This window comes from Bradyrhizobium sp. USDA 376, from assembly GCF_054063675.1.
In genome coordinates this window covers 3,526,665-3,551,966 of the sequence record NZ_JBSSGN010000001.1, presented here as the reverse complement: position 1 = coordinate 3,551,966, position 25,302 = coordinate 3,526,665, and the positions used below count along the sequence as shown (strand labels likewise).

Genomic DNA, 25,302 nt, shown 5'->3' with positions numbered 1-25,302 from the left:
TGACGCTCGGCTTCTGAGCGCGAGCCCGAATGCAATCATGGCTAGTTCCTTGCACGTGCGACCGGTCTTCCGGTCATGGATGGGAGCAAGCGTACAAGCGGGCCCTCGACCCATCTTTCGCGGAAACTTCGATATTGTTGATCTGCACGATGCGGAGCGTTGCGCGCAGGAGAAGGACGCTTTGCGCCATCGCGATCGCCGGACGGCGAACGACCGGTTTTTCCGTCGTATAGGATCAATCCCGGATTGCACGCCTGCCTGCGCGCTCATTCGGCGGGCTTCGTCCGCTCCCGCTGCGGCAAGGGCGAGATCGTCGCGAACACGCCATCGCGACGGATCAAGGCGTGGAACAGCGCCGCCGCCAGATGCAGCAGCACCAGGGCGAAGAACGCGAGGCCGAGATAGACATGGGCATTCCAGAGCAACGTATGCCCGCGGTCGCTCTGCGGCAACAGCGCCGGAATTTCAATCCCGCCGAACAGGACGACCGGATAGGCCGCGGCCCAGAGCATGCCGAGTCCAAGCAAGGGCATGACGATCATGAAGCCGTAGAGCAGCAGATGCGACGATTTCGCGCCGAGCTTCACCGCCGGCGGAAGATCGGCCGGCAATGGTGGCGCGCCGAGACGAAGCCGCAGCGCCAGCCTGACAAGAACGAGGATGAGGAGCGCAACGCCGAGCGTCTTGTGGATCAGGATGAGCGGCAAATATTTCGGCGCCACGGTGGACACCATGCCGACACCGATGAAGAGCATGGCGATGATGCAGAACGCCATCAGCCAGTGCAGCAGCCGCTGGACCGGGGCGAAGCGATGTGGAGCACTGGTCATGGCTTGGTCGTCCCGTTTCTCGGATAGTCCCCGGCTTCGGACGCGCGCAGATCGTAGGATTTGCGGTAGACCGACGATCGCGCGGCCGGGAAAGGATCGTCAGAGACGCGGACTCCCTGCGGCAGCACGGTCGGATCGAAATTGATGTCGCGGCAGGGTCCATCCCGCTCCGCTTCAATGCGCTGCACGACCAGCGTTCCGACCTGCACCTTGCGCCGGTTCTCCGGCCAGGCCCTGCTTGGATCCGCGGTCGGATCGCCGGGTTCGGCAACGGTGGTGACCATGGTCCATCGCTGCGGGGCGGACTGTACCCGGTCCGTGATGTCCTGCTCGAGAAAATCCGGGCCGCGCTTTTCCAGATCCGCCTGCGCGATGGGAACAGGCGCTGCCGTGGGAGCGAGCGACCATCGCACGGCGTGCTCATCGCCCTTCGCATTCACGAAGACGAAGCTGTTGAGACTGTTGTAGGGCTCCTCCGCATAGCTTCCGGTCCAGGGCGCCGCCTTGGCCCAGGCGGCGAAAGCAGCGAACTCCGGATTGGCCCGGGTGAATGCCGTCATCGCCTCCGGATCCTTCTTGCCGGCCGCAACCAACAGGTCGTGAAACGCCTCGGGCGTGGAAACCGCAAAGAACGGCGGGTTGATCATCGCCATTCGCCACTCCTCGCCGTCCGCCGCCGATATCTGAAGCCCGATGCCGCGTACGCGCACAGTCGCGTCCACCGCATTCGGATCGGCGGTGCCGAGATTGAAACGACCGAGGACCGGATAGCGGCCCTGCACGAACACCTTGGCCCGGGACAGCTCCACACCATTCCCGTTCGCTTCGAACGTGCCGGTGAAGCAGATTCCCTTGGCATGATTCCGCCGGTGTCCGAGTGGCGCGCCGCTCGGGGGCGTCAACGCCGCGATCATCCGATCCGGCGTGAGACGCCCGGGCGAGAGCCACCCCGCGGTGTATGCGAAGGCCGCGGCGCTACAGCCAAGGACGGCTGCAATCAGGATGAGCGATCCAAGGCTCGAACGCTCCAGTCTACCTGGCAGTTTCATCAAGTCTCCTTGCAACGCGGGTGCCTGGCGATCGAACGCACAGCTCTCCGCTCGAATGACATCAGGTTTTCTAGCGGGGCGATGCAGGCGCGATCTTTCCAAACGCACCGTGAATTTCGCGATGGCACGCCGGCCACATCGTTGACGGTGGCCCTCGCGAAGCTGGTCCGGGCATTCTGAAAAACGTTTCACGGCGCCGCAGTCGAACGTGCCGCCGCGACTGCGTGCAATCCGGATACAAGCGCGCGGAATAAGAAGATCGCCTCGATCCATCAAAGCATGCTGATCCGGCAACAAGTTGCGGAACGTTCCGGAGCACGGGGGATGCGGCGCTCACTGAGGCCGCAACCGCATCCGATTGATCGATCGGATGACGCCCCCGGGGCATCCCACTGCAGCTCGAAGCTACGCCGTCGAGAGCTCCGCGATCATTGTTTGCGCGCGTTTCAGGTCCGAAGTCTCGAAACCTTCGGTGAATTTGCCATACGCGGACGCAAGAACGCTACGCGCGTCCTCGGCACGGCTTTGACTCATCCTCAGCCGTGCCATGCTGATCGCCGTTCGCAGCTCCCAGGACAGCGCACCCTGCTCCCGTGCCACCAGGAACGCATTGTCGAAGGCCTGCTCGGCGGCCGCAACCGAACGGCATTCGCCCGGATGCAGCAACAATTCGCCCTTGATGCGCCAGAGCTCGGCTGCATACCAGCGCTCGTCCCTCGCCTCGCACCTGGCGAGCGCCTGGTCGGCGGTCGCAAGCCCCTCCGAGACTTCGCCGGCCTCACCGAGACACGTCGCCAGTTCGCCGAGTGGAAGCAGAAAGCGCGGCAGGAAGCGCGCCTCGCCCGCCAGCTCGAGCGCCTTGTGAAGCAGCGGCAATCCGGCGCCGATGTCGCCGTTTCGCGCCATGACCACGCCGCGGAAGGCACGCGCCCATATATTCCACAGGCGGATTGGATGACGTTCGGTGTGCTCGATCAGCATCGTACAATAGCGCTCCGCCGCGCCGAGATCACCGGCAAGGAAGGCGACCGGGCCTGCGCCCTGGCCCAATATGCTGCAGAACGTCAGGGCGTGGCCGCTCGCACGTCCCTCCTCGACATTACGCTCGACGACACTCAATGCCTGATCCGGGCGACCGAGCAGCCACAGAATGCGCGCCTGGAAATAATGCGCCGAGGCTCTCAAGTCGAAGCGGAAGCGAATGACCTGCGGCTTCGCGGCGAGGTCCGAGAGGCGCGACAAGGTCCGCTGAATGTGATGATACGCCAGTTTCTGGTCACCGAGATAGTGCAGCGAAGTCGCGAGCAGCCGGTCGGCCATCATCCGGTCGACGGAATTGCTGCAATCGGCCGCGGCCTCGGCGAAGCGATTTGCGAATCGAGCGCCTTGCGGAACTCGCCATTGTTGAACTGATCGATGCACAACCCCCAGAGCGCCCGCAGCAGATAGTCTCTGTCGCCAAGCTGCTCGGCAAGCTGCAGGGCTACAGCCCAGGCGGGCCCGGCCTCCCGGGCTCTTCCGACGCCATACATCAATGCCCAGCCACGCGCGGCCGACAATTGCATGCGGAGCCGCGATGCGTTGGCGGCGCTCGCGTCGAGGCCGGCCAATGCCAGTTCGGTCCGCTCGCGGCATTCGGACAGGAGCGACAATTGCACCCATAGCGGAACCGCCGCCGCGGTCAGCGCCGCTCCGATCTGCGCGTCTCCGTCGGGCGAGAAGGCCCAGTCGAGACATGATCGTACGTTGTCGACGTGCCGGCCATAGAAGGCAAGCCACTCCGACTGCGGCTTCACCTCGCTGTCGGCTTCCGCGCTCGCGAAGAAGCCGCAATAGTACTTCGCCTGACGGCGGGCCGCATCGGCAGATTCTCCGCCGGCATGGAGCTTTTCCATCGCGTAAGCGCGCGTGGTATCCAGCAGGCGATAGTAAGGGCGATCGCCCCTGATGTCGGCGAGGACGAGCGACTTTGCCACCAGATTGGCGAGCTGCCCGGTGACATCACCGATGCCCTCCCCCGCGACAGCAATCACCGCTTCGAGCAAGAACTCCCCGGCAAATATGCCGAGCTGCCGCAGCAGGCGGGCCTCAGACTCCGGCAGCAGGTCGTAGCTCCAGTCGAGCGTCGCGCGCAGCGTTTGCTGCCTCGGCAGCGCCGTACGCCGGCCGGTCGTCAGGAATCTGAACCTGTCGTCGAGAAGGGCGGCGATCTTCGGCGGACTGAGCATCGCCGCCCGCGCCGCCGCGAACTCGATCGCGAGCGGAATGCCATCCAGCCGCCGGCAAATGGCGGCGACGGCGTCGATGTTCTCGTCGTCGGATGCGAAGCTGGAACCCAGCGCCCTTGCCCGCGTCGTGAACAACTCCATGGCGGCATACGCAGATGCGGTGCCGGGGTCGAGCCGGGTTTGCGGCGGCACGCCGAGGGGAGTGACACGATAGACGAGCTCGCCATCGATGCGCAGTGCTTCGCGGCTCGTCGCCATGATGGTGGTCGCGGGACAACGGCTGACGATTGTCTCAGCAATCTGGGCCACGGTGTCGACCACATGCTCGCAATTATCGAGAACCAGCAACAATTTCCTGGCGCCGATCGCGCGTGCGATGGATTCAGGCGACATCTCTTCGCCTTCGAGCTTGATGCCGAGCACGCTCGCAACGGCGGAGCAAACGAGCCGGGGATCGGACAGCGCGGCCAGTTCGACCAGCAATCGATCCGCGGCAAAGCCGGCCGGCGGCCTTCTGGCGGCGTCCAGTGCAAGCGCTGTCTTGCCAATTCCACCGGGGCCGACGAGGCTCACGACACGATAGGCCAACAGCAGCTCGCACAGATGCGTGGTCGCGGCCGTGCGGCCGATGAGATCGAATGACGCGTTGGGGATATTGGTCGACGGCAGCAGCGCGGGTGCGGCAGATTGTAGCGGAGCATCCGTCTGCCGGATTTGCCACACGCCGACCAGGCGATAGCCGCGGCCGACCGTGGTGACGAGCATGTCGCGCCCTGAACCAAGAGCCTTCCGGATCGCCGCAATATGGACGCGAAGTGCACTGTCCTCGACGAAGACGCCCTGCCAGACTCGCTCGGTCAGATCGCTCCTGGTGACCAGTTCGCCCCGGGCCTGCGCCAATTCCGCAAGGATCTCAAAGGCGCGCCCGCCCAGGGGAACGGGCTCTCCCATCGAGCGCAACTCTCGTCGGGCAAGATCGACTTCCCATTCCCCGCACGCATACACGGGTCGCTGGCCTGGCTCAGCCATCATCGACAGCCCCAAGCGGCTCCTGGATCTCGTGCTCAGCCTACCACCAACCTTTCCAAAAGACAGGAGATCGCCGGGAAGCCAATTCCGGCGTCAACCTACGCTAATCACGCTTCGATGCGAAAATCTCAGCAGCCGCGGCAGACCGATCCTTCGAGCATCTTCTCGAGCCGCGCGTCCTCCTTGGCGATGGCCCGGTCCGTGCCGAGCAATGGCCCGCTCGTCGCGTGACCGCCGCTGTCGGACGACGGAAGCGCGGTGCCGAGCGAATTCGTCCCGGGTCTGTCGGCACTCGTACCGAGCGCACCGCCGCTCCCCATCGACATCGACGAACCGACGCCGCCGCGGGCGGACGCTGCGCCCGAGAGCGCGAGACAGGTGACGACGCAGAGAAACGAGATCAGTCTCATGACTGCACTCCCAATGCTGTATGACCTGAATCCAGAACTGGGCGCCGCGCGCGAATTGACCATGCACGATCGCGCGATCAATTCTGACATCGCTGACAAGATTCCCTGCGACAACGCACAAGGTATTCGCCGATCGCCTGAGCACCATGTCCTGCACTCGGCCATCTTCTCGCGAGCGTGATGCATGCTCACGGGCTTTGCGGACGAAGCGACCTATATGTGAGGCATAGAATAGAACTCCGGAAACGCCACCAGCCGAGCAGCGATCCTCGCCAAGCGACTCTCCGCACGAGAAACAATGGAGAATCGTTATGAGTGCATTCAAGATCCTGATCGCAACGGCAATGATCTCAACAGCGACGATTTCATCGGCTTCCGCCGCCTGGTCCTTCGCCGACCAGGAGCCCGCAGCCTATGCCTCGATGTATCCTGACCGCGACGTGCTGAATGGCGGCGCGTTGACGCCGGCAGGACGTATGGGACTCGAGCGCCCCGGCGGTGCCGCTCCGGTGTTTGGCGCAGGCCAGGTTCACCGCTATCACTGGCGCCGATGACAAGGTCGAGACACGATGCGGCCTGCGGGTACAGACGACCATCGTCCGCGCGTAAGCCCGCCACATGCGCGCGCAATCGCCATGGACATCGCGCGCATGACTCCGTGCAAAGCCGAAAACGATCGTTCGTTTGATACTGCAGATCGAGCGCACGCATGCACATGTCTGGCGAGCGAGCCGAGGCGTTCCCGGCATCGCTTTGTCAAGGAGACGTACGATGACGACACTGAAACTGTTCTCGGTCGGACTGATCGCCGCGGCGATGGTTGCTTCCCCGGCGATCGCGCGCGAAGGCAATACCAATGCGCGCCGGACCAATGTCGATGCCTACGCATCGGCGCAGCGTGTTCCGGTCACCTCCAAGCGCAGCTGCACCCGGGCTCCGGACATCGGCGCCTATGCAACTGCCCCGTGGCGCCGTCCGCCCTGCGAGCCCACATCCGGCTATTGAGCGCGCGAACCGGACGGGGCGCCTTCGGCGCGACGCAATCGCGCGCACTGAGCCGAAGCGGATCGTCGCACGGTCTCGGGGCCTTTCCGTCTCACGCAGGAAGGAGGAATGGCAGCTCTTCGTGACGCTGTCATTCCTCCGATTCCAATCGGCAAAATACCGGAACGTTCGCCCTGTCTCCGTCGCCACACAGGCGATCGAGGACCGGCATCAGGAAAGATTGTCGCTACCCGGCAGGACGATATCGTACGGCAATGTCCCCGTTGTCTCGAAACCCGCCGCGGCCGCGTTTCGCCATCGGCTGGGCGTGTCGCCGGTGAAGCGCCTGAAGGTCGTCGTGAAGTGGGCCTGGCTCTGAAAACCCACCGCGAGCGCGATCTCAACGATCGGCATCTCACAGTCGCGCAGCAGATCCTTGGCCCGTCGTATCCGGTGCCGCAGGATGTACTCGTGAGGCCTGCAGCCCGTCGCCGCCCGGAACTGGGCCGCGAAATGCATGCGGCTCAAGCCCGCGGCCGCTGCCAGGTCCGCCAGCGCGATCTTCCGGCAGAAATGATTGTCGATGTAATCGAGCACGCGCTTCAGGCGCCATTTCTGCAGCCCCTGGATCGGCCTCTCACTTCGCTCGCCTGGCTTCGACGGCCCCTCGGAGCGCAATGCGAACAGTCTGGCGAGGACCGCAAGCCGCAGCGCGTCGGCACAAAGGGCCGCGTGATCCTCCTGCATTCTCTCGACGGCGAGGAGAGCTTCGGACAGACCTTGAATCACGGGGTCGCCGGAAGGCTCGTCGTGAAGACCCGCACCGGCTGCTTCGTCGCCGACGAGCGCCAGCCTCGCAGAGCTCAATCTGATCCCGGACTCGGACTGCGGCGGGATTTTAACGTGCAGCCGGCCGATATCACGTGCGGGTCCGCGCGGCGGCATCCCGGGATGGCGATCCGGGTGCGCCTCGATGGCAATGACCAAAGCGAGCTGCTCAAAAGCTATTGCGCTCGCGCCCCGGACCGCCAAACCATGATCGTGCGAAAGGGCAGTATGACCGACCACGCCCGAAAGCGATGCAAGCGACGCCGGCGGGATGGCAGACGGCAACCCCGCCCCTTCTTCATCCGCGATGGTCGTTGCCGGGGCGTGTCCATCATTCGGTCGTCGCAATGGTTGAGGCATGGTTACGACTCTTGCTGTGATACTCAACTAACGAGGGCTGCGCAGCCTGACCTGCAGGTTGCAAAGCGTCTCGATTGCGCCGAGGGTAGCAAGGTGAGAACCGCTCGCCAGTTAAGAGACGCAAAATCAGGAATCTTCAGATGCACCAATCCGCGCGGAACCGCAGATAGAATTGACAAGGCGGGGTGCAGAACGATCGGCTAACGTGATCGTTCGATCGATCCATTGGCGACCGATCATCTCTCGATGCGCGAATGCAGGACCTGACGATGTCGGGAATGACGGCGTTCTAGGGTTTGCCGCTATGGAGGTGGGCAGCAAAAGCCCTGAGCTCCTTCTCGGCGATCTCCCATCCTGGTCCGGACAGGATCGCCGGGCCCGAGCAGGCCAGGGCGGACGGACGGATTCCGAAACAGCCCGCGGGAAGGGGAATCGCAATGCTGCGCAGACCTTCGGCATATTCGGAGAGAGTCGTGACGAGGCCGCTCTCGCGGGCGCCCTTGATATCGCACATCAAGGACGCCATCGTCGTGCGGGTGTTGGATGCCAGAGCGACCAGTTTGTCGCGGCACATCTCCTCCACCTCGGCATCGGCAAGCTGCGACAGGATCGCCTTTCCACCCGCCGTCGCGTGAAGCGGTACTTTCTCTCCCAGCATGCATCGCAACGTCAGCGGCGTCGACCCTTGCCTGCTTGCAATGACGACCATCGCGCCGCATTGCAACGCACCGACGTCCGTCGTCAGCCGCGTCGCGGCGCTGAGCTCTTCGACCTTCTGGATGACGACGCCGCGGAGCTGGCTCGCAGCAACATAGACGGACGCAAGCTGCACCGCGAGCACACCAATGCGGAAGCGATCATCGCTGGTCCGCTCGAGCATGCCGATTTCGGTCAAGGAAACCAGGAAGCGATGCGTCGTACCGTCGTCCCAACCGAGATGGCGCGCGATATCCTGCAGCCTGCAAACCGTGCATGCAGCACGTCCATCGATGGCTTCAGGAATGAAGAGCTGGAGCAGACTGCCGAGCTTCTGAACGGTTGGAACACGAAATCCCTTGCTCTGCGCTCCTCTGTGATCGTGTTTCCCGTTTCCTTCAGCCACCCCTCCCACTTTCGTCATCTCCGATCGCCGTCACGAAGTCGTGTAGCAAACGATCAGTGCGTCGAAGCCTCCATCACCGCAATGATGGATCGCCGACTACTGAGAAGGGCTTCTTGACACGGCAACGGCCTTCCCTGTACGACACCCAAGCGCATTCACGCTTTCAAATTCTTGCCAAGGGTCGGTGATTTTGGAGCGAGTTGATCGCCCGGATCACGGCAGTGAAGCTGATCCACGGACCCCCCATGTCGCCTTCACAGGCTGGTCGAACCTACACTTTCAAGAACTGGCTCATCGATTGCCAGCGCAGAGAGCTGAGGTACGACAACATCGCTGTACCGATCGGAAGCCGCGCATTCGAGATCCTCGAGAGATTGGCGAGTTCCGCCGGCCATCTGGTGACCAAGGATGATCTGATCGGAAGCGTCTGGTCGGGCCTGTCGGTCGAAGAGAACACGCTTCAGGTCCATATTTCGGCGGTCCGCAAAGCGCTCGGCGCGGATCGCGATCTGCTCAAGACGATCTCCGGCCGCGGATATACGCTTGCGGGGACCTGGCGAGGCGGGCAGCCGGATCACTTCGCAGCCACATCGGTATCGATCCCGACAGACTCCTCGTTCGCAAGCAACCTGCCGAACACGCACGCGCCGCTCATCGGCCGCGAGGATTGCCTGAACGAGCTGGCTGACGTGTTGTCCGCGTTCCGGGCCGTGACCCTGGTCGGCCCCGGAGGCATCGGAAAGACGAAGCTTGCGGTCGAGCTAGCGCACCGGGTCGCGTCCTCGTTCGACTATTCCGTCGCGCTGGTCGAGTTCGCGACCTTGCAGGATCCCTCACTCGCACTATCCGCTACGGCCCGCGCCTTGAGGCTCGCCTTGAACGACAAGGCAGTCTCGGCTGCGGGCGTTGCCCAGGCCATCGGCTCGCGCCGCCTGCTTCTGGTCCTCGACAATTGCGAGCACGTGATCGACGTCGCCGCGCAGATCGCGAGCGCCGCGCTTCGCTATTGTCCGAACGTCACCGTTCTCGCAACCAGCCGGGAGGCCCTCCGCATCGAGGGCGAATACGTCGCAGCGATCTCTCCGTTGTCGGTTCCCGGTCCGGATGTGCACGAGCCGGATTTGCTTTTGCAGGAAAGCGCCGTGCAATTGTTCGTCGCTCGCACGCGGGCATTGCGCACGAGCTTCGCTCCGGACGCCGAGGACCTCGCCAAGATCGCCGCGATCTGTCGCCGGCTCGACGGAATTCCGCTCGCGCTCGAGTTTGCGGCCGCCCGGGCCGCAAATCTCGGGGTGGATACCGTATCGCTTCGCCTCGACAAGCGCTTCGAGCTCCTGAGCGGAGGGCGCCGTGACCAGTTGCCACGGCACCAGACGCTGCGCGCGACGCTGGACTGGAGCTACGACCTGTTATCGCCGGAAGAGCAGCAGCTGCTTTGCCGGCTTGCGACGTTTCCCGCCGGCTTCACGCTCGATGCAGCCATCGCAATGATGGACGAAGACGCGTCGCGACCGGACGTCATCGAGACCCTGTCGAATCTGGTCGGAAAGTCCCTCGTTTCCCTGGATCCATCCTTCGACGCGCGATGGCGCCTGCTGGAGAGCACCCGCGCCTATGCGCTGGAGAAGCTGGCGGAGGCAGGGCTGGTCGAGCAGGCCGCCCGGCGGCAAGCGGACTTTCTCAGGCAGCTCATACAGCCGCCCGGCGGCAGCCCTCCTGCCTCCGACGACTCCTCCCGGCTCGCTCAAGAGATCGGAAACGTGCATGCGGCGCTGGATTGGGCCTTCTCGCCCAACGGAGATGCCGCACTCGGGCTCGCGCTTACGGCAGGATTCGCCCCGGTATGGATGCAGCTCCTGTCCTTCGCGGAATGCTCGACCCGGATCGAGCATGCTCTCGCGCATTTCAACCCCGAACTGACATGTGATCCCGGGCTCAAGGCGCAGCTCTATGTCGCGCTGGGGTTTGCACTTCTCAACACGACGGGCTCGGCGGATCGCATGAAGGCGGCGCTGAACATCGGTCTTGTCCTCGCCGAGGAGCTGCGCGACCTCGAGCTTCAGCTCAAGGCCGTCTGGACGCTGTGGAGCTACAACCTCAATTCCGGCCAATACGGCGCGGCCAAGGAAGTCGGCGAGCGATACCTCGAGATCGCGCTGCGCACCGGAAATGCCGCCAACGAGACGGTGGGCCGGCGCCTGATCGGCGCCGCGACGCACTTTTGCGGAGCGCAAGAGGATGCGCGACGTGAGCTGACCCTGTCTCTGGATCGTTCGGCGCTTCGGTTGAAGGACGGCACGAACCAGGTGTGGTTCCTGCTGAACCAGAGCGTCCTGGCCAAGGCCATGCTGGCGCGCGTCCTGCTGCTGCAGGGAAAGATTGCTCAAAGCAGATCCCTGGCCGCCGAATGCCTCCAGGAGGCGGAGAGCGAGAACGACAAGCTTGCGACGGCATACGCCTTGCGGAATGCCGTCTGTCCGATTGCATTGATGACGCATGATCTCGATGCTGCAGATCGCGCGATATCATCGCTCCTGAAGCTCGTCACGCGCGAGGGAATCGCCTTCTGGGCGAGCTGGACGTCGTGCCTGAAGGGGCAGTTGCTCGTTCTGCAGGGCGAGCATCGCGACGGGATCGCGCTGTTGCGCGATGGATTGCAGGCGCGGGCCGAGAACGGATGGCTGATGCGCAATCCGGAGTTTCTCGGATCACTCGCTGAGGGCCTGTTCGCGATCGGCGAGAATGCACAAGCCTTGGCCGCCATAGAGGAAGCCCTGAGCATTTCCCGGCAAGGCCGGCAGTTGTGGTGCCTCGCGGATCTGCTGAGGATCAAGGGCGAGCTTCTGCTGGCCGACGGCACATCCGACACCTCTCGCGCGGAGTTGCTGTTCTCGGAAGGATTGTCCGTTGCCAGGGAGCAGCAATGCCGCTTCTACGAGCTGAAGGTTGCGGCGACCTGGGCAAGGATCATGGCAGGGTCGAAACGCCGCCAGGCGGCACTCGATCTCGTCGGTCCGCTCAGCGCCCTGTTCGATCCGGAAGTCGATCTTCCCGCCCTCACCTTCGCGCGCGGTCTCGCCGCAAGAGCGGGCATCGGGGCCTCGGCATCGCCCGGCGAGCACCCCGCCTCTCCCACTTGCCATTAGACCTTGCAGTGACGTGATCAAGGCGACAGGATCGGCGAAATCAACTCCTTTCGCACCGCTTCAGGAAACTTCACGCCGACGCCAAGGACATGCACGGCCGTTCGGCTCATAGTGCGGCCCTGACCATGATGGTGGGCGCCACAGATGATCCCCGAGCCGGATTTGCATGATCAAACGCCTGGCACGTTGCGCCGCGGACCAGGCGCGCGCGGTTCGGCCCGGCCCGATCTTGCCGAGTGGCAGCTGCGGCGCCTCAGAGCGGCGATCGAATCTGCCGACACGCCCTGGACGCTGGAAGCCATGGCCGCGCTGGTCGGCATGAGTCCGGGTTGCTTCTGCAAGCGCTTTCGCGCCGCGACGGGATTTCCGCCGCATCGCTGGCTGATGCTGCAACGGATCGAACGCGCCAAGAAGTCGCTGGGCGATCGCAACCTCACACTGACCGACATCGCCTATGCCTGCGGCTATGCGAGCTCCGCGCACTTCTCGACAAGCTTCCGACGCGCGACAGGCACGACACCGAGCCAATACCGACGCCTGTACGCAGCTGCCGCCGGATTGCGGGACTCTGGAGCAGCACGGGCCGATGCGCCGTCTGCGGATCATTGCGCGGCCCGATGAGGCGACTGTCGCTGCGCGGCTTCATCTTCAGCAGCCCGGCGGCAAAATCGGCGACACTCCCGGCGTTGGCGCCGCACCTGTCGCGTTGGCCGGCGTCACCGTCGCAGGCGACGCCAGATTCATCGACACGCCTTCCGCGCAGACCGACGTGTTGGGGCTCGGCGCGACCGCAGCGTTTGGATCGATGCCGGTGCCGCCAGCGTCAGTGGTGACCTGCGGGATCGTACCGGGCGAGGGCCCGGCCGGCACGTCCGCGATCGAGAGCGGCAAGGATGCAGCGCTCGGCAACATTCCGCCCGGCGTTGAACTGCACGCGGTGCTCGCCGCCGTCCCCACAGGCGCAGCCGCAGGAACGGTCCCGATCGAGCTGGTGATTTGCCCCATCACCGGCGCGATCGTGGCCGCGCTGCCTGACGGCGGCAATCCCGTGCTCGATACGGTCGGGGTCGCCGGCACCGGCGTCGGAGACGCCGATGGTGGCGCACAGACGACGACCGTACCCGGCGTCGTCGGATCCAGGGCGAGCGGGACGGCTGCCAGCGTGGTATCGGGCGCGCCCGGCACAGTCGCTGCGGAAAACGGTCCCGGGCTGTTGAGCGGTGACGTGACGATCGCGCCCGGCACGGTCGGAAGGTCCATCGCCGTGCTGCCTGTTGTCGCCACCTGGGCTTTGCTCGCAGAGCTGCCGAGCAACAGGGCAGCGAGCGCCGCGCCCACGATCCGGATCATGTCTGCGCCCCCTGGCTCGCATCTTGCCTGCGAATGGCGACCTTGCTGCCCTCGACCAGATTGACCGGCGGATTGAGCACGACCTGATCGCCGGGCTGCACACCCTCGCGCACTTCAATCGACGTGCCGAAATCCCGCGCGATCGAGACCTTCTGCAGATGAACGGTGCCGTTGCGCACCACTGCGACATGAAGGCCGTTCTGATCGAAGACCAGCGCATCGGCCGGAACCGACATCGACGGCGTCTTGCGCGGGATCGACAACTCGACCGTGCAATAGATGCCTGGGTTCAAGGCGCCGTCCGGATTGGGGACGTCGATCTCGGTCAGCAGCGTTCGGCTTCCCGGCTGCAGCGCGGTCGCGATGCGCGTGACCTTTCCCGGAAAGGTCCGGTCCGGAATCTCGGGAACGCGAATCTCGGCATCGACGCCCGGCGTGACACCGAAGGCCTCGTCCTGCGGCACGAAGACCTGGGTTCGGATCACGTTCGAATGCATCAGCGTGAACATGAAGGTCGATCCGGCCTGGACGAGACTGCCATTGTCCACGTTGCGTTGCGTGATCACGCCGTCGAACGGCGCCACCACGCGCTGGTAGGCCTTCTCCTGCTGAAGCACGCGAATCTGCGCCTCCTGCGCCGTGATGTTCGATTGCGCCACGCTCACGGCCGCCTGCTGGGCGCGCAGGGTGAGACGGTCGTTGTCGCCCTGCTGGGCCGTCAACCAGCCCTGCTTGACCAGATTGCTGTCCCGCGCATTGGTGACGTCGGCGAGCTCCCGGCTCGCCTGCGCCTGCTGCAACGCGGCCTGGTTCTGCGTAAGCGTCGCCTGCGCCTGCGCGATCTGCTGGTCGAGCTCCGGCGCGGTGATCTCGGCAAGGAGATCGCCCTTCTTCACGTGATCGCCGATATCGACGTAGCGCTTCTCGATGTAGCCGCTGGCCCGCGCGAAGATATTCGCCGCCTCGAAAGCCGTCGTGGTCGCCGGCAGGGTGACCTTCATGAGGTCGCCGCTGGCACGGACCGTCGCCACCCGAACCTCCGGAACGGCGGTCCTGATCTGCTCTGTCGATACGGCCAGATCGCGTGCGGCCTGATAGTGCCGCCAGCCGCCGACGCCGAGCCCGCCGGCAAGGAGCAGAAGCATGGCGCCGCCGAGCCAGGCACCGCCGTGCCGGCGTCGCGGTTGCGCGTCCTTGCCGGGCAGCTCGACGATGCGGCAGCTTTCCGGATCAGGCCGGTCGCTCACGTCGTCGCTATTGGTCCGTACGCGAACATCGCTCATTCCGGTTGCTCCTCGAATACGCCGTGGTGAGCCTTGCCGTCATTGCCCTTGCGGAGCCAGGCGAAGAGATAAGGCACGATCAGCAATGTCGTCGGCGTCGCGAACAGCAGCCCGCCGATGACGGCACGGGCGAGCGCCGCGTTCTGCTCCTCGCCCGGGCCTCCGATCGCCATCGGGATCATGCCCACGATCATCGCGGCGGCCGTCATCAGCACCGGACGGATTCGCGTGCGGCCTGCACTCAGCGCAGCCTCGAACGCGGACTGCCCCTTCAGCTGCGCCTCGCGCGCGAAGGTCACGAGCAGGATGGAATTGGCCGACGCAACGCCCACCGCCATGATCGCGCCCATCAGCGAAGGCACGTTCAGCGTCGTCCCCGTAATGAACAGCATCGTCACGATGCCGCAGAAGGTCGCCGGCAGCGCCATGATGACGACGAAGGGGTCGCCGAAGTTCTGGTAGTTCACGACCATCAGCATGTAGACCAGGATGGCGGCAAACAGCAGCCCGATGCCGAGATCGCGGAACGATTGATGCATGCTCTGGATCTGCCCCAGGACCTGGATCGAGTTTCCCGGCTGCAGCTGCTTCTGAAGCGTCGAGGTCACCTTGTCGATCTCGGCCGCGACGCTGCCGAGATCGCGCCCCTGCACGCTCGCATAGACGTCAAACACCGGCTGGACATTGGCCTGGTTCAGGTTGGTCGGCACGGTGCCGCGCTTGAAGGTCGCGACATTACTGAGCAGGCCAGGCACGGTCTGTCCGCTTGCCGCCAGCGAGGCCGACACCGGCGTATTGCCCAGCGCGTTGAGCGAATTGGCCCGGTACTCCGGCGTCTGCACGGCAAGATAATAAGGAATGCCCGACGTCGGGTCGGTCCAGAAATTCGGCGAGACCTGCGCGGACGAACTGAGGCTGACATTGATGTTGGTCGCTACCGTGCTGGCATTGAGTCCCAGTTGGGCGGCCCGAGTCCGGTCGATGTCGGCATAGAATGCCGGCGCGTCGACCTCCTGCTGGAGATGCGCATCGACGATCCCGGGAATTGCCGCCAAGCCCTTCTCCAGCTCCTTCGCCACCGCCAGATTGTTGGCGCCGTAGCCGACGGTCCTGATATCGATTTGCGCCGGCAGGCCGAAATTCAGGATCTGGGTGACGATATCGGCCGCCTGGAAATAGAAGACGTCTTCGGGGAATGCCTCCGGCAGGACCTGGCGCAGCTTCTTGACGTAGTCCGCGGTCGGCCTGTGGCCGTCCTTGAGCGACACGAGGATCGTGCCGTCGTTCACCCCGATGGTCGAGCCGTCGGTGAAGGCCAGATTGTAGGGGCGCGCCGGCAGTCCGATATTGTCGACGATCAGCCCGCGATCCCGGTCCGGAATGACTTGGCGAATCTTGTCCTCGACCGCCTGGAAGATCGCCTCGGTGCGCTCGATGCGGGTGCCGGCAGGCGCACGAACATGGAGCTGGATCTCGCCGCCGTCGATCAGGGGATAGAAGTCCCTGCCCACGTAGGCGAACATGACCGCCCCGAGGGCCAGCACGAGCACTGCAGCGATCGGCACGATGCTGCGCCGCCGGAGCAAGGTCATCAAGAGCGCGGAATAGCCGTCGCGCAGGCGCTCGAAAGCGCGCTCGAACGCGGCCGAGGCGCGCGAAAACAGGCCGGAGGGCCTTTCGCCCTCGCCATGGCGCCGCTCGCCCTTCAGCAACAGGCCGATCGTGATCGGCGTGAGGGTCCGCGACAGCACGTAGGACGCCAGCATCGCGAACACCACGGCAAGGCCGAGCGGCGTGAACAGGTATTTGGCCGGTCCTTCGAGGAATACGACGGAGGTGAAGACGCAGCTGATTGCGAGCGTGGAGACGAGCGTCGGCACGGCGATCTCGGCCGCGCCGTGCAGCGTCGCCTCCGACAGCGGCATCCCCTCCTCGGTCCAGAGCCGATGCGTGTTCTCGATGGTCACCGTGGAATCGTCGACCAGGATGCCGACCGCGAGCGCCAGCCCGCCCAGCGTCATCGTGTTGAGGGTCTCGCCGAGGAAATGCAGGACGATGAGCGAGGACAGCATCGCGAGCGGGATGGAGATCAGGACCACGAGCGTTGAGCGCCACGACCCCAGGAAGACCAGGATCATCAGCGCCGTGAGCCCCGCCGCGATCGCGCCTTCGCGTAGCACGCCGTCCACCGAATGGGTGACGAAGACCGATTGATCGAACAGTTCGCTGATCTTCAACCCGGCAGGAGCCGACGCCCGGATCGATTTCAAGGCATGCTTGACGCCGTTGACGACGGCCAGCGTCGAGGCGTTGCCGTTCTTGATCACGCTGAGCAGGACCGAGCGGTGGCCATCCTCGCGCACGATGTTCTGCTGGACCTGCGATCCGTCGCGGACCTGGGCGACGTCCTTCAACAGGATGGTCGCGCCGTTCGCGAACTTGACCGGGATCATGTTGAGATCCTTGATCGAGGCGGGCGTCGCATTGGTTCGGATGGTGTACTGGGTGTCGCCGATCTTTGCCGTGCCGGTCGGCAGCGTCAGGTTCTGGGTATTCACCGCATTGACGATGTCGAGCGGCGTCAATCCGCGCGACAGCAGCTTGTTCGGGTCGATGTCGACCATGATCTGCCGATATTTGCCGCCCGCAGGCGTCGGCAGCGTCACCCCCGGAACCGGAGCCAATTGCTGCCGGATCCGGTAGATGCCGAAGTCGTACAATTGCTGCTCGTTCAATTTGTCGGACTCGAGGCTGAGCTGCAGGACCGGCACGCTCGAGGCATTGAACTGCACGATGACGGGCGGCTGAATGCCCGGCGGCATCAGGGCGCGGATGGCGTTCGTTGCCGAGACGATCTGCGAGATCGCGAGATCGAGATTGACGTCCGGCTGGAAGTAGATCTTCTGAACCGACAGGCCATTGAGCGTCTGCGCTTCGATGTTCTTGATGCCGCTGACATTGGCGCTGATCGAGTACTGGCTGTAGGTGCTGACGCGCTGCTCCATCTCCGGCGTCGAAAGCCCGGTATAGCTCCAGATCACCGTGACGACGGGAATGCGGATCTCGGGAAAAATGTCCGTCGGCATCGACCAGACCGCGATGCCGCCGAGGAACAGGATCAGGGCCGCAAGCACATAGAACGTGTGCGGAAACCGGAGCGCGAAGCGGACAATTCCCATGATGACGACTGCCTGAAGCAGGTTGCGCGAAATCTCTGTTCAGATGGCGGCGATGCGTGATCGTTCAAATGAAAACGAGTTCAGCATCGCTGGCGGGCGGCGCCAGGGACGGTGACTCAGTGGCACGGATGGCGGCCCGCCGGACCTTTGCAAAGGCGCGAATCTCGATCTGCCGGACGCGTTCGCTGGAGATCGAAAGCTCGCGGGCGAGCTGATCGAGTGTCGGGGGATGCTCAGCGAGCCGCCTTGCCTCCAGCACGCGCCGCTCGCGCCCCGTGAGGGTCTTGAGCGCAGTGCGCAGGGCGCCGGTCCGGCGCTCCGTCTGATCCTGATCGGCAAGGATGGTCTCGGCGTCGCTCGCCTCGTCGACGAGCAGGGCCTCCCACTCGGCACCGTCGTCGTCGCCGCCGACCCGCGCATTCAGCGACAAGTCGCCGCGCAGGCGGCCATCCATCTCGATCACGTCACGCGCGGAAACTTCGAGCTTCACGGCAATCGCCTCGGCGACGTCGGGCGTGAGCCCCGCCATCGCGCCGCCGGCGGTCTTTCTCATCTCTCCGCGGAGCCGGAAAAACAGCTTCTTCTGGGCCGCCGTCGTTCCAATCCGGACCAGCGACCACGAGCGCAGGATGTAGTCGTGGATGGCGGCCTTGATCCACCATGTCGCATAGGTCGAGAACCGCGAGTTTCGGCCGGGCTCGAACCGCGACGCCGCAATCACGAGCCCGAGATTGGCCTCGGCCATGAGATCGGCGAACGGCAGACCGTATCCCCTGTAGCTGCGCGCCACCTTGGCGGCGAGCCGGAGATGGCTCGTGACCAGCGTGTTGGCGGCATCGCCGTCCCGCGTCTCCTGCCAGCGGCGCGCAAGCTGCTGCTCCTGCTCGCGCTCGAGCAGGTCGTAGCGGCCGATGACTGCGGAATACGCATTGACCACACCGGCCGCGGTTCGCCGGCCCGGTGCGTCCATATCGATCTTGCTCAAAGGCGCGTGGCGCGTTGGCATCTCTTGCTCCCACATTCGAACCGGCGAACGGAGCGTAAGAGGCCTCCGACTGACGGCGCCAGTAAATTGCACTTAACAAGCCTGAATTCGCTTTCAGAGATCGCGCCGTGATTTCCGCTTCGCACGCATCGCGCGCGAGCGCCGCGGTCACATCGGCGCGAGGCTCGCCTGACGCGCGCGAGCGGAATCTGCTGCCGCGGCCTCGCGTGATGTCTCTTGCCTTGGGGCAAGGATCTCCACCCGACCGCCGGGCGCCGGGCAGATGGTCAGGCGGAAGCCGTGCAGCTTGACGATGGCGGCGACGAGGCTCAGCCCCAGCCCCACGCCGGGCGTGTTGCGCATCTTGTCGGAGCGATAGAAGCGCCGCAGCACCGCCTCGCGCTCCCCCGCCCCTATCCCGGGCCCGGTATCGCTTACGCGCACGCGCACGGTCTTGTCGTCGGACACCAGCTCGAGCGTCACCCGTCCGCCGTGCGGTGTGAACTTGACGGCGTTTTCGACGAGATTGGCGATCGCCTCGAACAGCAGGTCCGGGTCGCCCCGCACCTCCGCCTTGCGGTCGATGGCGACGCGAAGCTCAATGTCCTTGTCCTCGGCGATCGGCTCATAGACGTCGCACACCTGCCGCAGGATCTCGTCGAGCGCGACGTCGCCGAAACCAGCGGTGCGGCTGCTGCTCTCGATCTCGGCGAGCCGCAGCAGCGCGGTGATGATCGCGAGCGCCTGGTCGATGCCGGCGATGGCATTGTCCACGACGTCCTGTAGGTTCTCCAGCGTGGCGGCGTGCGTACGGCCGCGCTCCAGCGCGAGGCGCACCCGCGTGAGCGGCGTCCGGAGGTCGTGAGCGATATCGTTGCCGACACCGGCCAGCGCATTGATCGTGGTCTCCATCTCGTCGAGCATGCCGTTGACGATCCCCGCCAGCCGCGCAAACGGATCGTCCGCATGGGTCTGCGGCAGCCGCTCGCGGAGATCGCCGGCCACGATGCGCTGAACGTGCCGGTTCACCTGCTCGACGCGCCGCTGGGCGCGGATGCTGAGCCAGGCGCCGGCCAGCAGGCAGAGGCAGAAGGCCGGCAGCAGACCCAGCAGCAGCGCCTGCCCGACGACGATGGATATCTCGCGTGTCTCGTCGACATTCCGTCCCATCACGAGGATATGGCCGTTGCCGAGCCGCCTACCTGCGGCCTTGACGACCGCATCGTGAACCGCGGGCGCCGCGACCCGGGCGAGCCGCACGCTCTGCACCGACCCGCCGAGGTCGATATGTGGCGGCAAGCGTTCGATGTTGCCGGCAAGCCGGGCGCCTGTTGCATCGAACAGGCCGGCATATTGCACGCCCCTGGAATCCTGCTTGAGATGATCGGAGATCGCCTCATTGAGGCGGCCGGGCGGCAGCTCGGCCAGGAAGTTGAGCTGCGTTGCGATCATGCGGTCGGACCGCATGATCAGGTAATCGTCGATCTTCCAGTAGATGAAGGCGAACAGGGCGGCGACGAACAGCGCCAGCGTCGCCGCCACCGCCGCGGTCCAGAGGAACGTGTTCGACCGGATGAACTCAATCTTGCGCATGATCCGCCGGGCCTGTCAGCGAACGCGCAGGACGAATCCCGAGCCGCGAACGTTGTGAATGAGCTGGGTTTCGCCGGGACCGTCGACCTTGTGGCGGAGACGGCCCATGTGCACGTCGATGAGGTTGGTGGTCGCCGGGACGAATTTGTAGTTCCAGACCTCCTCGAGCAGCATCGCGCGCGTCAGCAGCTGATCGCTCCGCCGCATCATGTATTCGAGCAGGCGGAATTCGCGCGGCAGCAGGTCGATCTCGCGCTCGCCGCGCCGCGCGGTCCGCTCGATCAGGTCGAGCTCCAGCGGGCCGGCATGCAGCGTCGTCTCGCGGCTGTCGATCGGACGGCGCAGCAGCGCCTCGACGCGCGCGACGAGCTCGACCAGTGCGAACGGTTTTGTGAGATAGTCGTCTCCGCCGACGCGCAAGCCGCGCACCCGGTCATCGACCGCGCCGAGCGCGCTCAGCACCAGCACCGGCGTCCGCACCTGGTCCTTGCGCAAGGCCTCGATGACGGTGAGCCCGTCCATTCCGGGCAGCATGCGATCGACGATCAGGGCATCGGGCGAGGATTCGCGCGCGCGGTCGAGACCGCCGATGCCGTCGGGCGCCCATCGCACCTCGAAGCCGTGCTCGGTGAGCTCGGACACGATCGCGTCGGCGGTCTCGGTGTCGTCCTCGATCAGGAGAATCCGCGTCATGGTGCCGGTCCCACGTGCTGCGAGACGTTGAGACTGGCGGCGAGGCATGGGGTCGCTGGTCCGCGACATGTTCAATGCCCACCCGGGCCGAACATGCGGGGCAGCACCGTCATGCGATGCGCCGCCGGCTCGTCACGCAGATAATCCCTCGCGGGATCGAGCACCATTAAATAGCATGTCAGGGACGGACGCGCGGCCGCTGCCGGCGATGGCACGCGGGCGATCGGATGTGCTGTCGCCGTGATCATCTCTCATCTCCCTACAGCAGGACGCTCCCTACAGATATGTCCTGAGGGAGCCCATTGTTACGCGCGCCGTCGCGAACGTTGCCGGTTTGCACGATCGTGCTTGCCGGCAACGTCGACATCACGGGCCGTTGAAGGCGGGTGAGCAATTCGTGCGTTTGGTTCGCGCGCGACCGTGCGCACCTCCCTTGCAGGCCGGCCTGGATTGCCTGCTGTCACACAAGGAGAATCCCAATGACCACGCTCAAGTTGTTGTCGAGCGGACTGATCGCTGTCGCCATGCTCGGGGGACCCGTCATGGCGCGCACCAGCCATGCCGTCACGCATCCATCCGCCATGCAGGCCGATCCGGTCGCATCGGAGGGGCCCGTCTATCAGGGCGACTATCAGGGTGGCCGCGCCTGCGTTCCGGCCCCGCGTGTCGGCGCGTTCGCGACGGCGCCGTGGACCGGCAACAACGTTCCCTGCGAGCCCGGTACCGGCAGCTTCTGATCGCGGCGACGCCGCGGCCGGCCGGGCGGGCGCCTCGCCCGGCCGCTTGCCGTTCAACGATGCGGGCGAGCCCGAGCTCGGGCCCGCCTTTACTTTGCGAAGCGCGCCGGCGATGGCGCCGGATCATCTCGCCGAGTCGCTGCGTCCCGCGCCTGACATCGAATTCAGTGGGACTGCCGCACGAGCTTCCTATCTTCCTTTCACGCAGGGGCTTGCCGACGGCACGAGGCGCAAGCGAACGCATCGGCCGCCGCGCATCCGGACACGAAAGGAGTCCCCTCATGAAACGAGCATTGATGATCCTGGCGACAGCGGCGCTTGCCTCCGCGCTGGCTGTCGGAACGGCCGAGGCGCATGGCGGCGGTGGCGGCGGCCACGGCGGCGGCTTTGGCGGTGGCGGCCATATGGGCTTTGGCGGCGGCGCGCATTTCGGCGGCATGGGCCATGCCGGCGGATTCGGCGGCGAGCATCTCGGCTTCGGTGGCCATGCCGGCGGCCTCCGCCAGCACGCGTTTCATCGCTTTGACCACTACCGCTCCGGATATGGATTCTACGGCGCCTATCCGGATTGCTATGACTGGTACGAGTTCCATCCCGGCCAGCCGTTGCCGCTGAGCTGCAGCTAGACCCGCATGCACGGTGTCGATCGGCCCGGAGTGCGCAATGTCGCAGTGTCGGCCGATCGCACCGCGCAGCTTGATAGCGTGGCCGTCGACATGCGTTCGAAGCACACGGCTTCGCGTTCTCGCGGCCGATTTCGCCCGAGCTTTGCGTCGTCGCTCCGCCCTTCTTGAGCCAAGAGGGCACAGGGAAGGCCGGGTGCCGACATCGCACCCGCGGTCTGCTGCGCAAAATGCACACGCAGAAAACCGCACAGCAGCATACAGGTGGTGCCGATCACTCGGCCTTCCCTGCGCGATGGTCGGACGGCTTATGCCGCGCTCTCCCGGGAGCCGAACTTTCCTTTTAGCCTCCCTCGCGCTCACGGAATTCAACGGCACCCGCGCGGGTTGACGCGAATGCCGCCTCCGCAAGAGCTTGACCGTAGCAACGACGGCCAGGACCACACGGTTTGCCGTACGCACGGCCCGCCATTTCGCCCGCAGTTTTCCCGAGCCCCGTCGATGAGGCCGGAAACTTACAGACGAGACGCGCCTAGCAGCGCCGTTCGTCCGCGCGCGGCCGCGGGCTCACCGGGGACTACCCTCCCCGCCCGCACCCTCTCGTGCCGACGCTGCCGCGTCCACCGCAAGCCCGGCTCGCGATCAAGACGACGACGCGATCGCCCCTCAGGATGAACCGGGATGGGCGGGGTGTACGATATTTCCGAAATTCGGCAATACCGTGAATTTTGGCCCGCGCGACAGCCAAAGCCTTGCGTCTCATTTCCCGGCGACGAAGTAAAAATCCTGCCGGCCCGAGACCGATCCGTAGCTGAACGGCTTTTGTGCACGATTGGTCGCCTCCATGACGTCGTCACGCACGACGTCGAACAGCCGGCGCACCTCGAGACCGGGCTTGCGCATATTGTTGACGAACGCCGCGGCGAACGGGCTGTTCCTGCCCTCTCCGTCGAGCGCCATCTCTCCGTCCTTGGCGGCATACACCACCAGCGTGCCCGCCTCGGGCTCGATCGCCGCAAGGCCGCGCGTCACCGAACGCGACGCCAGCGTCATGGTGCGCTTCATCTGGTTGGCGAAAGGATTGTCGCGGCAGGCATCGAGGACGATGAGGCGCAGCCGCTTGGCGCGTTCCGCCGCGTTCAACACCTGGTCCAGCGCCACGGCTTCGAAGCTGACGTCGCGGTCGGAGGCGATCTTCGCGTCGATCGGGATCAGATAGTTGACGCCGCCGACCTCCATGCCGTGACCGGCGTAATATACCATCGCCCAGTCGGCGATTTCCGCCTGCCTTGCAAAGTCGCGCAGCGCCGCGGTCAACGCATCCTTGCGCAGATCGGTCAGCAGCGTGACGGAATCGAATCCGGTGAGCTTGAGCGTTTCGGCGACGAGCGCCGCATCGCGCGCCGGATTGGCGAGCGCTGCGACATTCTCATAAGCGGAGTTTCCAACCACGAGCGCGATGCGCCTGTCATTTCTACTTGACGGTCCCGGCAGCGCGATGACAGACGTGGTGGTGGCAGGAACGGTCTTGATGGACGAATCGTCCAGCGCGGCGAGGCGTTCGCGCGCCTTGTCCATCGACCATTTCGCGCTGTCGTACTTCTGCGGGGCAGCCAGAGCTGCGTTGAAGTCGGCGCGGGCCTTTGCGACCTCGCCCAGCTTCTCGAAAACCATTCCGCGGTTTACCAGCGCGCTCTGATGTTGCGGATCATTGCGCAGCGACTCATTGAAATCGGCGAGGGCTTGATCGTACCTGCCCTGAAGGAGATGGATGTCGCCGCGGTTGTTGTAGGCCAGCGTCGTCCTCGGCAAAAGCCGGATCGCCTCGCTGAAATCGGCCACGGCACGCTCGGACTGGCCGGTGTGCTGATAGGACAGTCCGCGATTGTTGAACGCATAACCGTAGGTCGGGTCAATGCGAATTACCTCGGAGTATTCGGCGATTGCCCGGGTGTGGTCGCCCTTGCCGGCATAGAGCCGCCCTCGATTGAAGTAGCCGAACTTGAACCTCGGATTGATGCGGATCGCTGCGTTGTAATCCGAAAGCGCGCGCTCGGAATCACCTGCAGCGGCATAGGCCATGCCGCGGTCGTTCAAGGCGTTCAGATTGTTTGCATCGATCCGGATCGACTCGGTCAGGTCGGCGATGGCCCGATCCACCTCGTCCCGGCGAAGCAGGGCGGCGCCGCGATGCTGCCAGGCAAGCGCGTATTTCGGATCGATGCGGATGGCCTCGCTGAAATCGGAGATTGCGCGATCGTAGTCGCCCTTGTCGCCATATTCGGCACCGCGATTGTCGAACGCCACGGCGTCGCGCCCGCCGCTCTTTGCGATCAGCCGCGAGCACGCGGCGATGCGGTCTTCATGGCCGCGCTGCGCGCAGATTGTCCGGTCATCTGCGGCCGCAAGATCAGCGGCTGCCAGAGAAGTGAAAAAAAAGAAACTGAAAACCAGTGCAATCCGATTCCGCATGGTCGCCACCCTGCTTTCGAGCCGGCAATATAGACAGAGGAAGGCGGCCACACCTGTGATGCTGATCACAGAACCGGTCGCTTGCTTCCCGAGTGCGGCCGCGGAGCATGCTCGCGGTCGCTTCGTTTTCTTATCATGGGCTAGGCTTGGGCAAAGGCGTCGTGAAGGGCTGGCGTCCGCTTGCCCCGACGGCGTCGACATCGATTTCGAGAATATTGGTGGCGTCATTCTCGATGCGATCTGGCCCCTGCCGAACAACAATGCTCGTGTGCTCGTTTGCAGCTTGATGGCGCAATATAATCTGATGTCGCCCTACCCTGGCCCAGAGCTGACGAGGCTGCTTCGAAACGCGCCCGCAGCGCTCATCGGCATGTTGCAGGGCCGTAACTTTGGCAAAGCCATCGTGAAGATTGCCTCCTGA

At 64.7% G+C, this 25,302-nt stretch carries 22 protein-coding genes and 1 pseudogene; 9 read left to right on the top strand and 14 right to left on the bottom strand.

Going from position 1 to position 25,302, the window contains the following annotated elements; genetic code table 11:
* Positions 1-266: 266 nt before the first annotated feature.
* The 5 genes from ACVJ19_RS16635 to ACVJ19_RS16615 form a co-directional block, all read right to left on the bottom strand.
* Positions 267-830, bottom strand: coding sequence for a cytochrome b (locus tag ACVJ19_RS16635; protein ID WP_453950131.1), 564 nt, complete (start codon positions 828-830; stop codon positions 267-269).
* Positions 827-1,879: a catalase family peroxidase gene (locus tag ACVJ19_RS16630; protein ID WP_453955149.1), complete on the bottom strand. Its 1,053-nt coding sequence runs from the start codon at positions 1,877-1,879 to the stop codon at positions 827-829. Before ACVJ19_RS16630 ends, ACVJ19_RS16635 begins: the two co-directional genes overlap by 4 nt.
* A gap of 405 nt (positions 1,880-2,284) precedes the next feature.
* Positions 2,285-3,199, bottom strand: coding sequence for a hypothetical protein (locus tag ACVJ19_RS16625; RefSeq protein ID WP_453950130.1), 915 nt, complete (start codon positions 3,197-3,199; stop codon positions 2,285-2,287).
* Complete coding sequence (locus tag ACVJ19_RS16620; protein WP_453950129.1) at positions 3,199-5,151, bottom strand: ATP-binding protein; 1,953 nt, start codon at positions 5,149-5,151, stop codon at positions 3,199-3,201. Before ACVJ19_RS16620 ends, ACVJ19_RS16625 begins: the two co-directional genes overlap by 1 nt.
* A gap of 113 nt (positions 5,152-5,264) precedes the next feature.
* Positions 5,265-5,546, bottom strand: a complete 282-nt coding sequence (locus ACVJ19_RS16615; protein WP_453950128.1) for a hypothetical protein — start codon at positions 5,544-5,546, stop codon at positions 5,265-5,267.
* On the opposite strand from ACVJ19_RS16615, the gene ACVJ19_RS16610 reads away from it, so the two are divergent.
* The 3 genes from ACVJ19_RS16610 to ACVJ19_RS16600 all read left to right on the top strand — a co-directional run bounded on the left by ACVJ19_RS16610 (position 5,545) and on the right by ACVJ19_RS16600 (position 6,551).
* Positions 5,545-5,727 carry a hypothetical protein gene (locus ACVJ19_RS16610; protein WP_453950127.1) on the top strand — a complete coding sequence of 61 codons (183 nt, stop codon included), beginning with the start codon at positions 5,545-5,547 and terminating at the stop codon, positions 5,725-5,727. The two genes, ACVJ19_RS16615 and ACVJ19_RS16610, sit on opposite strands and share 2 nt — an antisense overlap.
* A 130-nt stretch (positions 5,728-5,857) precedes the next feature.
* The gene (locus ACVJ19_RS16605) at positions 5,858-6,100 is read left to right on the top strand and encodes a hypothetical protein (protein ID WP_453950126.1); all 243 of its coding nucleotides are present in this window, start codon (positions 5,858-5,860) and stop codon (positions 6,098-6,100) included.
* 217 nt (positions 6,101-6,317) lie between these two features.
* Positions 6,318-6,551 carry a hypothetical protein gene (locus ACVJ19_RS16600; RefSeq protein WP_453950125.1) on the top strand — a complete coding sequence of 78 codons (234 nt, stop codon included), beginning with the start codon at positions 6,318-6,320 and terminating at the stop codon, positions 6,549-6,551.
* Positions 6,552-6,761: 210 nt separating this feature from the next.
* Here the strand turns inward: ACVJ19_RS16600 and ACVJ19_RS16595 are convergent, their stop codons facing one another.
* Positions 6,762-7,643 (bottom strand): helix-turn-helix transcriptional regulator, encoded by an 882-nt coding sequence (locus ACVJ19_RS16595; protein ID WP_456739400.1) that lies wholly within the window; start codon positions 7,641-7,643, stop codon positions 6,762-6,764.
* Between the two features lie 364 nt (positions 7,644-8,007).
* A complete protein-coding gene (locus tag ACVJ19_RS16590; protein ID WP_453950123.1) occupies positions 8,008-8,838 on the bottom strand; it encodes an IclR family transcriptional regulator in 831 nt (276 codons plus the stop codon).
* A gap of 227 nt (positions 8,839-9,065) precedes the next feature.
* Between ACVJ19_RS16590 and ACVJ19_RS16585 the strand changes: the two are divergent.
* The 3 genes and pseudogenes from ACVJ19_RS16585 to ACVJ19_RS16575 form a co-directional block, all read left to right on the top strand.
* A pseudogene (locus ACVJ19_RS16585) lies at positions 9,066-10,079 on the top strand (ATP-binding protein); the annotation flags it as partial.
* 2,031 nt (positions 10,080-12,110) lie between these two features.
* Entirely contained in the window at positions 12,111-12,587 is a 477-nt protein-coding gene (locus ACVJ19_RS16580) for a helix-turn-helix transcriptional regulator (RefSeq protein ID WP_453950122.1), read from the top strand.
* A complete protein-coding gene (locus ACVJ19_RS16575; RefSeq protein ID WP_453950121.1) occupies positions 12,553-13,380 on the top strand; it encodes a hypothetical protein in 828 nt (275 codons plus the stop codon). The genes ACVJ19_RS16580 and ACVJ19_RS16575 overlap by 35 nt, the downstream gene beginning before the upstream one ends.
* On the opposite strand, the gene ACVJ19_RS16570 is transcribed toward ACVJ19_RS16575, so the two are convergent.
* From ACVJ19_RS16570 to ACVJ19_RS16545, 6 genes are all read right to left on the bottom strand, one after another.
* On the bottom strand, positions 13,313-14,599 hold the full coding sequence (locus tag ACVJ19_RS16570) for an efflux RND transporter periplasmic adaptor subunit (protein ID WP_453950120.1): 1,287 nt from the start codon (positions 14,597-14,599) through the stop codon (positions 13,313-13,315). The genes ACVJ19_RS16575 and ACVJ19_RS16570 overlap by 68 nt on opposite strands.
* Complete coding sequence (locus tag ACVJ19_RS16565; RefSeq protein ID WP_453950119.1) at positions 14,596-17,778, bottom strand: efflux RND transporter permease subunit; 3,183 nt, start codon at positions 17,776-17,778, stop codon at positions 14,596-14,598. Before ACVJ19_RS16565 ends, ACVJ19_RS16570 begins: the two co-directional genes overlap by 4 nt.
* 64 nt (positions 17,779-17,842) lie before the next feature.
* Positions 17,843-18,784, bottom strand: a complete 942-nt coding sequence (rpoH, locus tag ACVJ19_RS16560) for an RNA polymerase sigma factor RpoH (RefSeq protein ID WP_453950118.1) — start codon at positions 18,782-18,784, stop codon at positions 17,843-17,845.
* A gap of 147 nt (positions 18,785-18,931) precedes the next feature.
* Complete coding sequence (locus ACVJ19_RS16555) at positions 18,932-20,356, bottom strand: ATP-binding protein (protein ID WP_453950117.1); 1,425 nt, start codon at positions 20,354-20,356, stop codon at positions 18,932-18,934.
* 15 nt (positions 20,357-20,371) lie between these two features.
* A complete protein-coding gene (locus ACVJ19_RS16550) occupies positions 20,372-21,049 on the bottom strand; it encodes a response regulator transcription factor (RefSeq protein ID WP_453950116.1) in 678 nt (225 codons plus the stop codon).
* Between the two features lie 71 nt (positions 21,050-21,120).
* Positions 21,121-21,297, bottom strand: a complete 177-nt coding sequence (locus ACVJ19_RS16545; protein ID WP_453950115.1) for a hypothetical protein — start codon at positions 21,295-21,297, stop codon at positions 21,121-21,123.
* A gap of 231 nt (positions 21,298-21,528) precedes the next feature.
* Here ACVJ19_RS16545 and ACVJ19_RS16540 point away from each other — a divergent pair, with 231 nt between their 5' ends.
* Together ACVJ19_RS16540 and ACVJ19_RS16535 are read left to right on the top strand one after the other, a co-directional pair.
* Positions 21,529-21,786, top strand: a complete 258-nt coding sequence (locus ACVJ19_RS16540; protein ID WP_453950114.1) for a hypothetical protein — start codon at positions 21,529-21,531, stop codon at positions 21,784-21,786.
* 281 nt (positions 21,787-22,067) lie between these two features.
* Positions 22,068-22,412 (top strand): hypothetical protein, encoded by a 345-nt coding sequence (locus ACVJ19_RS16535; RefSeq protein WP_453950113.1) that lies wholly within the window; start codon positions 22,068-22,070, stop codon positions 22,410-22,412.
* A 756-nt stretch (positions 22,413-23,168) separates the two neighbouring features.
* On the opposite strand, the gene ACVJ19_RS16530 is transcribed toward ACVJ19_RS16535, so the two are convergent.
* Positions 23,169-24,716 carry a tetratricopeptide repeat protein gene (locus ACVJ19_RS16530; RefSeq protein WP_456739399.1) on the bottom strand — a complete coding sequence of 516 codons (1,548 nt, stop codon included), beginning with the start codon at positions 24,714-24,716 and terminating at the stop codon, positions 23,169-23,171.
* On the opposite strand from ACVJ19_RS16530, the gene ACVJ19_RS16525 reads away from it, so the two are divergent.
* Positions 24,703-25,302 (top strand): hypothetical protein, encoded by a 600-nt coding sequence (locus ACVJ19_RS16525; protein WP_456739398.1) that lies wholly within the window; start codon positions 24,703-24,705, stop codon positions 25,300-25,302. The genes ACVJ19_RS16530 and ACVJ19_RS16525 overlap by 14 nt on opposite strands.